16 protein-coding genes are annotated in these 12020 nt (G+C 70.7%); 3 read left to right on the top strand and 13 right to left on the bottom strand.

What is annotated here, in order from left to right; genetic code table 11:
• Positions 1-591 precede the first annotated feature (591 nt).
• Complete coding sequence (locus ASG51_RS01830; RefSeq protein WP_056272406.1) at positions 592-1215, bottom strand: L,D-transpeptidase; 624 nt, start codon at positions 1213-1215, stop codon at positions 592-594.
• A gap of 181 nt (positions 1216-1396) precedes the next feature.
• Between ASG51_RS01830 and ASG51_RS01825 the strand changes: the two genes are divergently transcribed.
• A complete protein-coding gene (locus ASG51_RS01825) occupies positions 1397-2326 on the top strand; it encodes a histone deacetylase family protein (RefSeq protein ID WP_056273632.1) in 930 nt (309 codons plus the stop codon).
• A gap of 29 nt (positions 2327-2355) precedes the next feature.
• Here ASG51_RS01825 and ASG51_RS01820 read toward each other — a convergent pair whose 3' ends face one another.
• The 4 genes from ASG51_RS01820 to ASG51_RS01805 all read right to left on the bottom strand — a co-directional run bounded on the left by ASG51_RS01820 (position 2356) and on the right by ASG51_RS01805 (position 4612).
• Entirely contained in the window at positions 2356-2553 is a 198-nt protein-coding gene (locus tag ASG51_RS01820; protein ID WP_056211391.1) for a hypothetical protein, read from the bottom strand.
• 23 nt (positions 2554-2576) lie between these two features.
• Complete coding sequence (locus tag ASG51_RS01815; RefSeq protein ID WP_056211389.1) at positions 2577-3200, bottom strand: acyl-homoserine-lactone synthase; 624 nt, start codon at positions 3198-3200, stop codon at positions 2577-2579.
• Between the two features lie 149 nt (positions 3201-3349).
• The gene (locus ASG51_RS01810; protein ID WP_056211387.1) at positions 3350-4084 is read right to left on the bottom strand and encodes a LuxR family transcriptional regulator; all 735 of its coding nucleotides are present in this window, start codon (positions 4082-4084) and stop codon (positions 3350-3352) included.
• 96 nt (positions 4085-4180) lie between these two features.
• A complete protein-coding gene (locus tag ASG51_RS01805; RefSeq protein ID WP_056378942.1) occupies positions 4181-4612 on the bottom strand; it encodes a DUF488 domain-containing protein in 432 nt (143 codons plus the stop codon).
• A gap of 215 nt (positions 4613-4827) precedes the next feature.
• Between ASG51_RS01805 and ASG51_RS01800 the strand changes: the two genes are divergently transcribed.
• Positions 4828-5697 carry a GH25 family lysozyme gene (locus tag ASG51_RS01800; RefSeq protein WP_056211385.1) on the top strand — a complete coding sequence of 290 codons (870 nt, stop codon included), beginning with the start codon at positions 4828-4830 and terminating at the stop codon, positions 5695-5697.
• A gap of 76 nt (positions 5698-5773) precedes the next feature.
• On the opposite strand, the gene ASG51_RS01795 is transcribed toward ASG51_RS01800, so the two are convergent.
• The 6 genes from ASG51_RS01795 to ASG51_RS01775 form a co-directional block, all read right to left on the bottom strand.
• Positions 5774-6454, bottom strand: a complete 681-nt coding sequence (locus tag ASG51_RS01795; RefSeq protein WP_056211384.1) for a hemolysin III family protein — start codon at positions 6452-6454, stop codon at positions 5774-5776.
• Positions 6455-6560: 106 nt separating this feature from the next.
• Positions 6561-6785, bottom strand: coding sequence for a hypothetical protein (locus tag ASG51_RS01790; protein WP_056378646.1), 225 nt, complete (start codon positions 6783-6785; stop codon positions 6561-6563).
• A gap of 229 nt (positions 6786-7014) precedes the next feature.
• The gene (locus ASG51_RS01785) at positions 7015-8109 is read right to left on the bottom strand and encodes a COX15/CtaA family protein (protein WP_056378643.1); all 1095 of its coding nucleotides are present in this window, start codon (positions 8107-8109) and stop codon (positions 7015-7017) included.
• 88 nt (positions 8110-8197) lie between these two features.
• Positions 8198-8347: a hypothetical protein gene (locus ASG51_RS24555; protein ID WP_200917650.1), complete on the bottom strand. Its 150-nt coding sequence runs from the start codon at positions 8345-8347 to the stop codon at positions 8198-8200.
• 357 nt (positions 8348-8704) lie between these two features.
• Positions 8705-8890, bottom strand: coding sequence for a hypothetical protein (locus ASG51_RS01780; RefSeq protein ID WP_056211377.1), 186 nt, complete (start codon positions 8888-8890; stop codon positions 8705-8707).
• A 210-nt stretch (positions 8891-9100) separates the two neighbouring features.
• Positions 9101-10909: an adenine deaminase C-terminal domain-containing protein gene (locus ASG51_RS01775; protein ID WP_056378642.1), complete on the bottom strand. Its 1809-nt coding sequence runs from the start codon at positions 10907-10909 to the stop codon at positions 9101-9103.
• A gap of 324 nt (positions 10910-11233) precedes the next feature.
• Between ASG51_RS01775 and ASG51_RS01770 the strand changes: the two genes are divergently transcribed.
• Positions 11234-11488 carry a hypothetical protein gene (locus tag ASG51_RS01770; protein WP_056211374.1) on the top strand — a complete coding sequence of 85 codons (255 nt, stop codon included), beginning with the start codon at positions 11234-11236 and terminating at the stop codon, positions 11486-11488.
• Between the two features lie 46 nt (positions 11489-11534).
• Here ASG51_RS01770 and ASG51_RS01765 read toward each other — a convergent pair whose 3' ends face one another.
• The gene (locus ASG51_RS01765) at positions 11535-11750 is read right to left on the bottom strand and encodes an alkylphosphonate utilization protein (protein ID WP_056378640.1); all 216 of its coding nucleotides are present in this window, start codon (positions 11748-11750) and stop codon (positions 11535-11537) included.
• An 11-nt stretch (positions 11751-11761) separates the two neighbouring features.
• Positions 11762-11965, bottom strand: coding sequence for a hypothetical protein (locus tag ASG51_RS01760; RefSeq protein WP_056211367.1), 204 nt, complete (start codon positions 11963-11965; stop codon positions 11762-11764).
• Between the last annotated feature and the right edge of the window lie 55 nt (positions 11966-12020).

Raw genomic sequence — 12020 nt, 5'->3', positions numbered from 1 at the left:
CGTCGAGCCGATCGCGTAGAGGTCGTGGTAGGCCGCGAAGCGGTCCGGCGCATCCGGGGCGAAGACGGCGTGGCTCACGGCGGGTTGCTCGGCGCCCGGCGCGTCGACCGGGGGGCGTCCGGTGCCCCAGAGGCGGCGGGCGCTCCGATGATCCTGCCCGCCTCGCCATCCCCGCTCGCCCCGCGCCTGCCTTGCAGGCAGGGCTCGGCACACGCGAGGGTCACCGGGCACGCCAGGTGTTCGTGAGCGTTTCGGGGGGCGCGCCTTCGTGCCGGGACGTGCGGCGGGGTGCCCGGGCATCGGCCGTCCCGGCGCCATGACCTCGCCCGGAACGGCCGTCTCGGGCGCGACGACGTCGCGCTCCCGTTGTGCCTGCCGGTTCTCGCGGCGCAGGCGAACGCGCTCATCGTCACGTCGGGATCGGCCGTCGGCGGCTCCATCCGCCCGGTTCGTGACGGCGAATCCCCGCGCGAGGCGGTCGGCGTTCCGCCGGCCCACCGTCCCGCCGGGCGTCACCGCGGGATGCGCCTGGGGGCTGGTGCCGACGAACGACCCGCCGCGACCGACAAACCACCCGCGCTTGGTTAAGTGTCAGCGCACCACCACCTTCGCGCCGATCGGCACCCGGTCGTAGAGGTCGACCACGTCGTCGTTGCGCATGCGGATGCAGCCCGAAGAGACCGCCTGACCGATCTTCTCCGGCTCGTTGGTGCCGTGGATGCGGAACAGCGTGTCCTTCTTGCCCTCCGCGAGATAGAGGGCGCGGGCCCCGATCGGGCTCGTGGGGCCACCTTCCAGGCGCTTCGGCAGGTCGGGCCGGCGGGCCAGCATCTCCGGCGGCGGGTTCCAGTCCGGCCATTCGCCCTTGCGGTCGACCTCCGCCGTCCCGGCCCAAGCCATGCCGGCATGGCCCACGGCCACGGGATAGCGCACGGCCTTGCCGTCGGGCAGCACATAGTAGAGCCGCCGCTCCTTGGTGACCACGATGACGGTTCCGGGCGCTTCCCGCGTCGGGTAGTCCACGGTGGCACGGGCGATCTTCGGATCGATGGGGGCGCTCGGCGCGAGTTTCATCCAGGCCTTGTCGCGCTCCGGCCCGCTCAGGGGGGCGGGCGCCGCGGCGAGCGGTCCGGTCGCCCCCGGATTGGTCTGGGTGTTGCAGGCGCCGAGCGGCAGCAGCGTACCGATCAGGAGGAGAAGGGCGGGCGCGCGCATGGATGAGGGCCTGTCTCGACCCGCCGGTCACCGGGCGCGGTCTGATCGATTCGTGTTCGGACAGGTCTTGCACAACCCGAGCCGAGCGCGCATCCCGGCAACGTGATCATGCGCAAGATGTGATACATTGGCATCATCTGTTGTTTCAAAGCGACAGATCGGCGGCCGCAAAGGGATGACCGTGACGACGCTGTACGTGAGCCACCCGTCCGCCCTCGATCACGCCATGCCGGAAGGGCATCCCGAACGCGCCGACCGGATCCGGGCGGTGGAGCGGGCCCTCGAGGACGAGCGCTTCGCTGGGCTGGTCCGCGGCCAGGCCCCGAGGGCCGAGACCTCGGTGCCCACCCTGGTCCATCCCGTGCCCTACGTGCAGGCGATCATCGAGGCGTCGCCGACGGAGGGCTACGTCCAGATCGACGGCGACACCCTGCTCTCCCCCGGCACCGTCGAGGCAGCCCTGCGCGGGGTCGGCGGCGCCGTGCACGCGGTCGATGCCGTGATGGCGGGCGAGTGCGCCAATGCCTTCGTGGCCATGCGGCCTCCGGGCCACCATGCCGAGCGCATGACCGCGATGGGGTTCTGCGTCTTCAACAACGCCGCCATCGCGGCGCGCCATGCCCGCGAAGCCCACGGGGCGAGCCGGGTGGCGATCGTCGATTGGGACGTCCACCACGGCAACGGCACGCAGGACATCTTCTGGGACGACCGCTCCGTGATGTACGCCTCCACCCACGAGATGCCGCTGTTTCCGGGTACGGGCGCCGCGTCGGAGCGGGGCAACCACGACACCATCGTCAACGTACCCCTGCGGGCGGGCGACGACGGCCCGGTCTTTCGCGAGGCCTTCGAGGCCGGCATCCTGCGCCGCCTCGACGCCTATGCCCCCGACCTCATCATCATCTCGGCGGGCTTCGACGCCCACCACCTCGATCCCCTCGGCCATGTCGAGCTCACCGAAGCCGATTTCGGCTGGGCGACCCGCCGCCTGATGGCGCTGGCCGATCGCCATGCCGGCGGGCGCGTCGTCTCGGTCCTGGAGGGCGGCTACAGCCTCAAGGGGCTGGGCCTCTCCGTCGCCGCCCACGTGGATGCGCTGATGGGGCGCTGAGTCTCCGGCGCCGGTCCGCCCGTTCGCCCTCAGGCGACCGGCTCCGGGACGAGGGCCGGATTGTCCGATGGATCCGCCATGGCGACGGCGATCTCGAACAGCAGAAGATCGATCAACCGCCGCATCACCGGCGTCCCGGCCTCCGCGATGACGGCCCGCGCCGCGATGCAGTGGGCGGCAAGGACGTCGAAGGCCTCGCCCTTCGGTGGCTGGATCAGGGTGAGCATGGCAGGTCCTTTGCGGCCGCGCGTCAGGCGGCGAGGTAGGGGTAGGTCGGAGCGAGGACGGAGTCCGTCCGCCCCGTGAGGGCGCGCAGGCGTGCCAGCGTCCGCTCGTCGAATTCCGCGGTGGCCGCGATGATGTCCTCGCCGCTGATCGATTGCGGCAGGCCCAGCGGCCGGGCCCGGAAGTGGAGCTGCACCACGTGCAGCAGGTAGAGGGTCGGCATTTGCAGCACGAGCTGGCGCACGCCGTTGGCGAGGCCCCACTCGACGATGCCGGAGAGCAGGCTGAGCGAGACCGGATTCACCGCCTTGCCCCGTCCGCGATGGGACCGGGCGACGGCCTGGCGCGTCCATTCCCAGGTGTCGTGGCCGCAGGGCAGCGCCACCTCGCAGAGCTGCGGCAGCACGTCGGAGAGGAGGTGTGGCCGGGTCGTCGGCAGGAGCCGGCTGTAGCCGATGACCCGCCCCGCCTCGATGGCAAGGAAGTGCATCGCGTGGGCCGTGTCGAACTGGTCGATCTCGCGCCCATCGGGACGAGCGAGGTCGAGCCAACGCTTCTCCTCGACGAAGATCGCGTGCCTCAGGCGCCAGACCTGTTCCATTTCTTCGCGGAAGCAGTATTCATTCGCGGGTGTCACGATCTGAATCATGTCGAAACCTCCGTTCCGAGGCCGGTTCTGACATGATCGGGACCGTCACAAACCTACGGGAACCCGTAGGTCGACGCCGCGAGGCGTGCGGGATCGACGCCGGCGGACCCTGCGCGGGTGGTCGCGATGGCCCCCGCGAGGGGGCCGCGTCAGGTGATCAGTCCACGCCGCAACGCCACCGCGACCGCCTGGGTCCGGTTGGTGGTGCCGAGCTTCGTCCGGGCCGAGCGCAGGTGGAAGTCGACCCCGTGGGTCGAGATGCCCATGACCTCGCCGATCTCCCAGTCGGTCTTGCCCTCCGCCGCCCATTGCAGGGCCTCGCGCTCCCGCGGCGCGAGCCGGGCGGCCCGCGCCGCCCCCGCCGGGCCGCGCAGGCGCAGGAGATGGCCGAACGCGTAGGTGGCGATGAGGTGGAGCATCGGCCGGTCGCCGGGATTCAGCCCGAGGCGCTCGCCCGAGAGGCTGAAACCCGCCATGTCGCCGTCGAGGGTCATCAGCGGGACCGTGATCCCGTCGCGGAGGCGGAACTCGCCCGCCTCCGCCATCACCCGGCGGGCGCCGGCATCATCGCCGAACCGCTCGCCCAGCTCGCTCCAGGCGAAGGGCGCCGTGCTGTGGGCGAGGTGACGGACCGTGGGGTCGTGGAAGGCGTAGCCGCGCGCCAGGTAGCGCCGGCCCCATTCCTCCGGGAAGGTGTTGACCAGGATGTGTCCGTGCTGCTGCCGCGCCGGCGTCCCCTTGCGGGGAATGGTCCCCGCCATGGCATGGGACACGCCGTGCGCCGCGAATTCCGTCACCAGCAGGCGCCCCACATCGTCGGTGCTCGCGGTCCGGTCGAGGGCCCGGAGGAAGCCCAACGTCTGATCCAGCGCCTTGCGCGTCATTGCAAATCCGGCATCGTCACCCCCGGTTGAGTGAAAACCGGATAACTCTAGATTGTCAACGCGCCGATGGCCTACGTGTGGCGAGGGCAGCGGGCGTCACCCGAACAGGTCCACCGTCGTGAAGCCCCGCGCCTGCATCCGCTCGGCGAGGACGCGGCGATGGCAGCGCGCCGGCTCGCGCTCGAAGCAGAGCAGACAGATCGGCGTGCGGTCGGCCAGGGCACAGAGTTCGTCGAGGGCGAGGCCGCCATCGGCGGTGTCGAGCACCTCCTCGCAATAGATGCGCCGCATCAGCGCGGCATCGTCGGCGCGGGCCGCCTGTCGGCCGGCTTTCGGCGTGCCGAGGCTGCGGGCATGGGCGTAGCCGATGCCGGACTCCTCCAGGCTGGTGCGCAGGGCGGTCTTGGAGAAGCCGCGCTTGCGGGAATTCGCCACGGCGCGGACATCCGCCAGGGTTCCCACCTCTGCGTCCTTCAGAGCCGCGATCAGGCGCTCGGAATCGAGACCTTCGTACCCGATGGTGAACAGAACCTTCACGGCACCCTCCTGTGTCCCAAACCCGCAGGCACGGCCTGCACTTAGGGGGTGGTGCCCGTGGGGGCCAGGGTGGATGCCGACCGCCTATGTGGCTCGCTCGACACGGCTTCCGGAAATCCGCCGCATTGCCGTCAAAGGTCTGTTAACCGCGCCCGGGTCATCCCTTAGCCATTGGTAGCGCGTAGAAGCTGGTGGGTCGGGCAACGATGCGGCTGTGGAACGGGACTGCCCCGGCACGTCAGAACCAGCGTGCGCCGCTGACCGCCTTGCGCGCCGGATTGCGGCGCGGCGCGGCGGTCGCCGTGCTGTCCGCCCTCGCGGCCTGCTCGGGAACCACGGATTTCTATCCGACCAAGGGCGATGCCAAGCCTCATCCCGGCGTCGCGCGGGCCAAGCAGCACCCGGTCCAGGGCATCGACATCTCGAAGTGGCAGGGTCCCGTCGACTGGATGTCGGTGCGTGCGGCCGGCACCCAGTTCGCCTTCATCAAGGCGACGGAGGGCGGCGACCACGTGGACGAGCGCTTCCGGACGAACTGGGACGGGGCCGCGCAGGCCGGCGTGCCGCGGGGCGCCTACCATTTCGTCTTCTGGTGCCGCTCGGCCCAGGACCAGATGGCCTGGTTCAAGAAGAACGTCCCCAACGACCCGACCGCCCTCCCCCCCGTCCTCGACGTGGAGTGGAACGGCCATTCGCAGCTCTGCCCGAAGAAGCTGCCCAAGGCCCAGGCCCTGTCGATGATCCGCTACATGCTCGACGAGATGGAGCGCTACACCGGCAAGCGACCGATCATCTACACGGACATCACCTTCCACAAGGACGTGCTCGAGGACGAGCTGCCGGACTACCCGCACTGGGTCCGCTCCACGGCCGCCGAGCCGGAGCAGCGCTACGTCAAGCGCAAGTGGATGCTGTGGCAGTTCACCTCGACCGGGCGGGTTCCGGGCGTGCGCGGCGACGTCGACCGCAACGCCTTCTACGGCACCCCCGCCGAGTGGGCCTCGTTCCTGTCGACGGATTGCGATCCGCGCGAGCACCGCAACCTTGCCGATCGCGGACTCTGCACGGGCAAGTAGCGCCAAGAGTCGTTCCCGGCCTCGAACCTCTGACCGACTCCGAGCACGGCGTCCCGGCGTCGGGCCCGGTCGCCCCTCAGGCGCCGGCGCCCATCACGGTCGCCATCACGGTCCCGTAATGGCAGGCCGTCGCGGCGAGGACGAAGGCGTGCCAGATCGCGTTCTGGTACGGCAGGCTGCGCCAGACGTGGAAGACGACCCCGAGGGAGTAGAGGACGCCGCCCAGCGCGAGCATCCAGAGGGCATCGCTGCCGAGTCGGCCGATTACCGCGTCGTAGGCGACGACCCCGCTCCACCCGAGGGTGAGGTAGAGCCCGATCGAAACCCGGTCGTAGCGCCCGGGCAGGAGCAGCTTCAGGGCGATGCCGATCGCCGCCACCAGCCAGACCGTGCCGAGAAGGCTCCACGCCGGCAATCCGTCGCCCACCAGGGCGACCAGGGGCGTGTAGGTTCCGGCGATCATCAGGTAGATCAGGGCGTGGTCGGCGCGCCGCAGCAGCCATTTCCGGCGGGACACCGGCCACATGTTGTAGGTGGCCGAGACGCCGAGCATCGAGACGAGGCCGGCCGCGTAGATCGTGACCCCGGCACGCTCGAGGAGCGAGAGCGGCGAGAGGGCGGCGATCACCACGATGGCGATGGCACCCGCGACGCCGAGGGCGACGCCCACGACGTGGACGGCGCCATCCGCCAGGATTTCTTTCCGGGTATAGTTCCAGGTCACTCCCGTTGGGCGTCCGTCGTCCGCTAAAAGCATCGCCGACCTCCGGTATATCCGTTGAGGCTACGCTTGAACCTGTTGCCGCGTTCCCCGCGACAACTACCGAGTTGGAGCGATCAACAGGAATCTCTTCGGGCGAGGACTAGCCCGGAAGGATGTTGGGATAGCGGTTCGCGATGGCGACGGCCCAGACGGCGCCGAGCAATCCCGTCAGGCCGAGGGCCAACCAGGCCTGCTTGCCGTGACGGCGCTTCGCCGGGGATGGGGTCTGACCGGCGGAGGCGGCTGTCCGGGGCTCGGAGTTCGTCCGGGGCTCGGAGGGGGTCGGCTCGGATGCGGGCGTGCGCCGGGTCTCGGTATCCTGCATGCAGGGATCGTCCTCTCGCGGTTCAGGGGCGTCGGACGGGGGGAAAGCCCGAGGGCTCCGGCCGCGTTCCGACGGGGGTCGAACGTGCGGGGGCCAGAGTGGTTCGTTGCAGTGCGGTCGTGATGTGGCGATCCGCACATGCCGGGCCTCGGCCGCATCCGTCACGCGCTCGCGTCGATCCGGCAACCGTGTCGCTCAGGGAGCTCTGTCGATCACGCTGCCCGGCCGGTCACGCCGTCCTGCCGGTGAGCGTTTCGTAGCCGAAGGGGGTCGACGGGCGTCCGAGGGGCGCCGGGACGCGGGATCGGGCCGCTCGCCGGGCATGGACCGTCGCCATCGTCAGCACCGCCATGGCGAAGACCTGATGGGCGAGCGCGGCCCAGAGCGGCACGGCCAGCAGCAGGGTGGTGATGCCGAGGACGGCCTGGGTGAGGACGAGGGCGGCGATGCCGGTTGCCCGGCGGCCCATGCCCGAGCCCGGGCGCGCCCGGCGGGCGTCGAACGCATGAACGAGGGCCACCGCCAGCAGCAGGTAGGCGGTCAGGCGATGGTTCAGCTGCACCAGGGCGAGGTTGTCGACGAAATTCTCGATCCAGGGCGTCCCGGCGAAGAGCTCCGCGACCGGCGGGATGAGGTGTCCGTCCATGGTCGGCCATGTGTTGTAGAGGAGACCGGCCTTCGAGCCCGCCACGAGGCCGCCGAGGAAGATCTGCACGACGACGAGGGTCATGATGGCCAGGGCCGTCCGGCGCAGGCGGGGCGGATCGACCACGACGGCGGCGTCCGGCGCCCGCAATCCGGCGGCGAGCCAGACCAGACCGGCCAGGATCAGGCTGGCGGTGGTGAGGTGCAGGGCGAGCTTGAGGGGCGCCACGGCGGTCATCCCCGGCTGCAGGCCGGAGGCGACCATGATCCAGCCGATCGCGCCCTGGAGCCCGCCCAGGAGCCCGAGGCCGAGGAGGCCGAGGCCGAGGCGCCGGGTCAGGGCGCCGCGCCACCAGAACCAGAGCAGCGGCAGGAAGAAGACGAGGCCGACGATGCGGCCGAGGAGGCGGTGGCCCCATTCCCAGGCATACAGGACCTTGAAGTCCGAAAGCCCCATGCCCTGGTTCAGGATGCGGTACTGGGGCGTGTCGCGGTACTTGTCGAACTCCGCCGCCCAGGCCTCGGCCGAGACGGGCGGAATCGCCCCGGTGACGGGGCGCCACTCGGTGATGGAGAGCCCGGAACCGGTCAGGCGGGTGGCGCCGCCGACGGCGACCATGCCGACGACGAGGGCGGCCAGAACGTAGAGCCAGATCCGCACGCCCCGTAGGCCGGGCATCACGCCGGTCGCCTGTTCGCCTGCTCGCACCACGTCGCTCCTCGCATCCCGCCCGGGCGCCGGACGGCGCGCCTCGGATGGGTGCGGGTTAAGCGAGGTAGGCGCTGTGGGCAACGCTCAGCGACGACGCACCGGGGGCCAGGCCCTCGGCATCCAGCTCGCGCTGGCGGCTGAGCGACAGCATCTCGAGCACGGCGATGACGATCCAGGGCCCCGCGATCCCGATGAAGAACGTCATGCCTGCGAATCCTCCGGCGCGCCACGCGCGACAGCGAGAATAGGCGACGCACGGGGTTCGGCAAGACGCGAGGGTGCCCTCAGAGAGCCGCCAGCGCCAACTTCCAGGCCAGGAAGGCCAGGACACCGGCACCGAGACACCGCCGCCACGGATTCACGCCCCGCACGACCTCGTCGACGGCCCACCATGCCAGGGCCGCCGCGCCGAGAATACGCAGGTAGGGACCGATTCGGCCGCCGGGCCCGTCGAGCCAGCCGACCAGCGCGCAGCCGATGAAGATCAGCAGCGGCGCGTTCGGCCATTGTCCGATGGTGATCGCACCGGTCTTCCGGTCGCGAAAGAACCAGTCGATCGCGTTCAGGTCGGCACCCCGCTCTCGGCCTTGCGGGCCGGGGCGCAGATCTGCGGCGACACCTTGTCGAGATGCTCGCAGGCATTGCGCAGGTACCAGGCCCGCAATTCCGGCTGGCCGGGGGCTACGTACATGCCGACGAGGACGAAGGCGACGGCGCCGACGAGGATGAGGGTGAGAAGACTACGCATCGGGGCAACTCCCAGGACCGGTCTGGCGCCCCTTCCGTCCACCCGATCGTCGGGCGATCCCAAGTCCGGGTAAGCCCGGGACAAAGAAACAGCCCGCGCGCCGATCACGGCATGCAGGCTGTGTAAGCTTGGGAGGATCGAGAGGCTGTTGAGACCTGCCTGACAACGGGGAGACCCCGCCCTGGTTCCCGCGCGTGGAGCGGGAAAACGTCAGGCCGCCTGGAACAGGGGCACGATCCGCATCCCCGGCACCAGGACGAGACCCTTGTCGGTGATGCGGATCTCCGGGATCACCGAGAGCGGGATGAGGTTGAAGCCCATATACGGAATGGTGCAGCCGGCCCGGTCCCAGGCCTCCTTCAGGATTTGGACTTCCTCGGCCACGGCGGTGACGCGCTTGTCCGACAGGAGCCCCGCCACCGGCAGCGGCACCAGGGCGACCACGGCCCCGTCCTCCACCACGCAGACGCCGCCCTGGATCGCGCCGAGGGCATCGAGGGCGACGCGCATGTCGCCCTCGTTCAGGCCGGCGACGATGACGTTGTGCGAATCGTGGCCGACGCTGCTCGCCACCGCGCCCCGCTTCAGCCCGAAGGCCCGCAGCAAGCCGTGGGCGACGTTGCCGGCCCGGCCGTGGCGCTCGATCACGGTGACGAAGCAGAGATCGTTGGCCCCGAGGGTCGACGGCCAGTCCGGTCCGGGCACGAGGTCGACGATCTCGTGGGTGAGTTCGATGCCCGGCAGCGTGGTGCGGATCGCGTTGACCCGGCATGGGCCTGTCGGCAGGTCCGGGGTCAGGGCCGGCAGCGGGTCGGGCAGGTGCATGGTGGCGTAGGCCGGCGCGGGGTAGCGGTAGGGTCGCGACAGCGCGGCGTCGAGCAACGGCGTGATCCGGCGTTCCTCGACCACGAGCTCCCCGCCGTACCAGGTGGACTGGGGCACGAGGTCGTCGTCGAGGAGCACGAGGTCGGCCCGGCGCCCGCCGCCGAAGCCGCCGATCTCCCCATCGAGGCCGTAGCGGGCGGCGGGGTGCAGCGAGCCCATCGACCAGGCCTGGACCTTCGGGACGCCCATGCGCACCGCCTCGCGCACGACCCAGTCGAGGCCGAAGGCGAGGAGATCCTGCGCGTCGCGGTCGTCGGTGCAGACGCAGATCCGCTTGGCCGCGGCGCCGTAATCCAGGATGGTGCCGATGGCTTTCGGCAGGCTGTGCCAGGGCGTGGTCGGCGGGCCGCCGCGCAGGTAGATCCAGATTCCGGCCTCCAGGAGGTCGTCGGCGATGTCGCGGTCGATCGCCTCGTGCGTGTCGGTGACGCCGCTGGCGGCGTAGGCCGCCACGAAGTCGCGTCCATAGATGTGGCCCGAGACCGGGCGACCGCGCTCCAGGGCGGCCTGGATGATGGCATGGGCGCGGGGATCGCCCTCGCAGACCGCCACGAAATCCATCTTCTCGCCGAGGCCGATCGCCTCCGGCCAGGCATCGAACAGGGCCGCGATCTTGGCGGCATCGAGGTCGCCGCCCGCGGTCTCCAGTTCGGGCGAGGTCGCCGGCACCGTGCTGGGCACCGTGAGGTAGATGTTCAGGGGCGCCGCGCGGGCATCCTCCAGCATCCAGGCGATGCCGTCGGCGTCGAGGACGTTGCCGATCTCGTGGCTGTCGCAGACGATCGTGGTGGTGCCGTTGAGGAGCGCGGCCTCGGCATAGGCACAGGCCGTGACCATGCTGCTCTCGATGTGCAGGTGCGGGTCGACGAGGCCCGGCGCGAGGAGCCCGCCGCCGAGGTCGCGCCGGGGCGCATTGCCCCGGTAGGTTCCCGCCGGCTTCACCGCCGCGATCCGCCCGCCGGCGATCCAGACCTCGCGATGCGGCAGGATGCGCTCCGAGTAGGTCGAGAGCAGGCGGGCGCCGGTGAGGACGCTGTCGGGCTCCGCGCGGCCGGAGGCCACGGCCGAGAGGTGTCGCGTCATCCGGCTCAACGGTTCGACGGAGAAGCGCGTCAGCGGTCGCGTGTCGGTCATGCGGTCTCCCGGCTCCGTGGCACTCGACGTGTCCGTCGGATCTGGCGTGCGCCGGGGCCGCCACGCCGGCCCGGCCGTTCCGCGGCGCATGCATCGTGCCAGACACCGGGCCGGGCGGACAGGCGGTGCGACCCGGCGAAACGGGTTGCCAAGCGGGAACGGCGAGACCATTTAAGACAGATGCCGATCGCGACCCCGCGTCGCTCGATCGGAGACGGCCACGAGGCCGGGCCTGGGTGACGCCGGATGTACGCGCACCCGCCCCGCCCATCCGTGGCCGTCGGCGTCTCTTCCCCACCCCTGCAGTTCGAGCACCGTCCCGTCATGGCCAAGCGTACCAAGTCGAAACCGCAGGAGCGCGGCTCCGTCCTGTTCGACGTCGTCTATGACGACGAGTCCCGCGCCTCCAACCGGCGCGTCCCCATGGAGATCCTCGGCGGCCTCGACGGCGACGAGCCGGCCCGCCAGCTCATCGAGGACCAGGACCGCGCCATTTCCGAGAAATCCGGTCGTCCCCTGCGGGCGATCCGCAGCCTGACCCGCTCGCCCGCCCGCGTCTCCACGGCGTCCGACGAGTAGGCGCTCGCCAGGCCGGCCTGCGGTGCGGGGCCGGCGAGGCCCCGCCTCAGGCCTTCTTGAGGAATTCGGCCCTCAGCACGAGGCCCTTCACCTTCTCGGCATTGCCCTCGATCTCCGACGGATCGTCGGTCAGGCGGATGTTCTTGATCAGCGTACCGCGCTTCAGGGTCGTCGAAGTTCCCTTCACCTTCAGGTCCTTGATCAGCGTCACCGCGTCGCCGTCGGCGAGCTTGGTGCCGTTCGCATCCCGGGTCTCGTCCATCGCCCGCGCTCTCAGCTCTCGGGACGCAGGTAGGGTCGGCCGGCATCCACGAGCGCCCGGTCCACGGCCTCGATGGCAAGGAGGATGCGGGTGAGGTCTTCGGCCGCCGAGGGCGCCGCGACCTCGCTGCTGCCGATCCGCCGGGCGAGCGCAGCGCGCTGACGAGCCAGGCTGTCTCGCGCCCGGTTCATCTGGTCGATCTCTTCCGCCGTCATGCTGTGCTCTCCTGAACGCCCGGCCGGGCCGCGGGAGCGATGCGACCTTTGGGGG

Origin of the sequence: Methylobacterium sp. Leaf465 (genome assembly GCF_001424705.1) — a bacterium.
GTDB lineage: Bacteria > Pseudomonadota > Alphaproteobacteria > Rhizobiales > Beijerinckiaceae > Methylobacterium.
Note: the sequence above shows the minus strand (reverse complement) of the source record. Positions and strands in the feature narration are given on the sequence as shown.

Bases quoted from the DNA above. Each gene is read 5' to 3' on its own strand.
- ASG51_RS24555 (WP_200917650.1), bottom strand. From the start codon at position 8,347: ATGACGTTCTTCATCGGGATCGCGGGGCCCTGGATCGTCATCGCCGTG.
- ASG51_RS01780 (WP_056211377.1), bottom strand. From the start codon at position 8,890: ATGCGTAGTCTTCTCACCCTCATCCTCGTCGGCGCCGTCGCCTTCGTC.
- ASG51_RS01830 (WP_056272406.1), bottom strand. From the start codon at position 1,215: ATGCGCGCGCCCGCCCTTCTCCTCCTGATCGGTACGCTGCTGCCGCTC.
- ASG51_RS01810 (WP_056211387.1), bottom strand. From the start codon at position 4,084: ATGACGCGCAAGGCGCTGGATCAGACGTTGGGCTTCCTCCGGGCCCTC.
- ASG51_RS01765 (WP_056378640.1), bottom strand. From the start codon at position 11,750: ATGGACGAGACCCGGGATGCGAACGGCACCAAGCTCGCCGACGGCGAC.
- ASG51_RS01770 (WP_056211374.1), top strand. From the start codon at position 11,234: ATGGCCAAGCGTACCAAGTCGAAACCGCAGGAGCGCGGCTCCGTCCTG.
- ASG51_RS01795 (WP_056211384.1), bottom strand. From the start codon at position 6,454: ATGCTTTTAGCGGACGACGGACGCCCAACGGGAGTGACCTGGAACTAT.
- ASG51_RS01790 (WP_056378646.1), bottom strand. From the start codon at position 6,785: ATGCAGGATACCGAGACCCGGCGCACGCCCGCATCCGAGCCGACCCCC.
- ASG51_RS01815 (WP_056211389.1), bottom strand. From the start codon at position 3,200: ATGATTCAGATCGTGACACCCGCGAATGAATACTGCTTCCGCGAAGAA.
- ASG51_RS01775 (WP_056378642.1), bottom strand. From the start codon at position 10,909: ATGACCGACACGCGACCGCTGACGCGCTTCTCCGTCGAACCGTTGAGC.
- ASG51_RS01820 (WP_056211391.1), bottom strand. From the start codon at position 2,553: ATGCTCACCCTGATCCAGCCACCGAAGGGCGAGGCCTTCGACGTCCTT.
- ASG51_RS01800 (WP_056211385.1), top strand. From the start codon at position 4,828: ATGCGGCTGTGGAACGGGACTGCCCCGGCACGTCAGAACCAGCGTGCG.
- ASG51_RS01785 (WP_056378643.1), bottom strand. From the start codon at position 8,109: ATGCCCGGCCTACGGGGCGTGCGGATCTGGCTCTACGTTCTGGCCGCC.
- ASG51_RS01760 (WP_056211367.1), bottom strand. From the start codon at position 11,965: ATGACGGCGGAAGAGATCGACCAGATGAACCGGGCGCGAGACAGCCTG.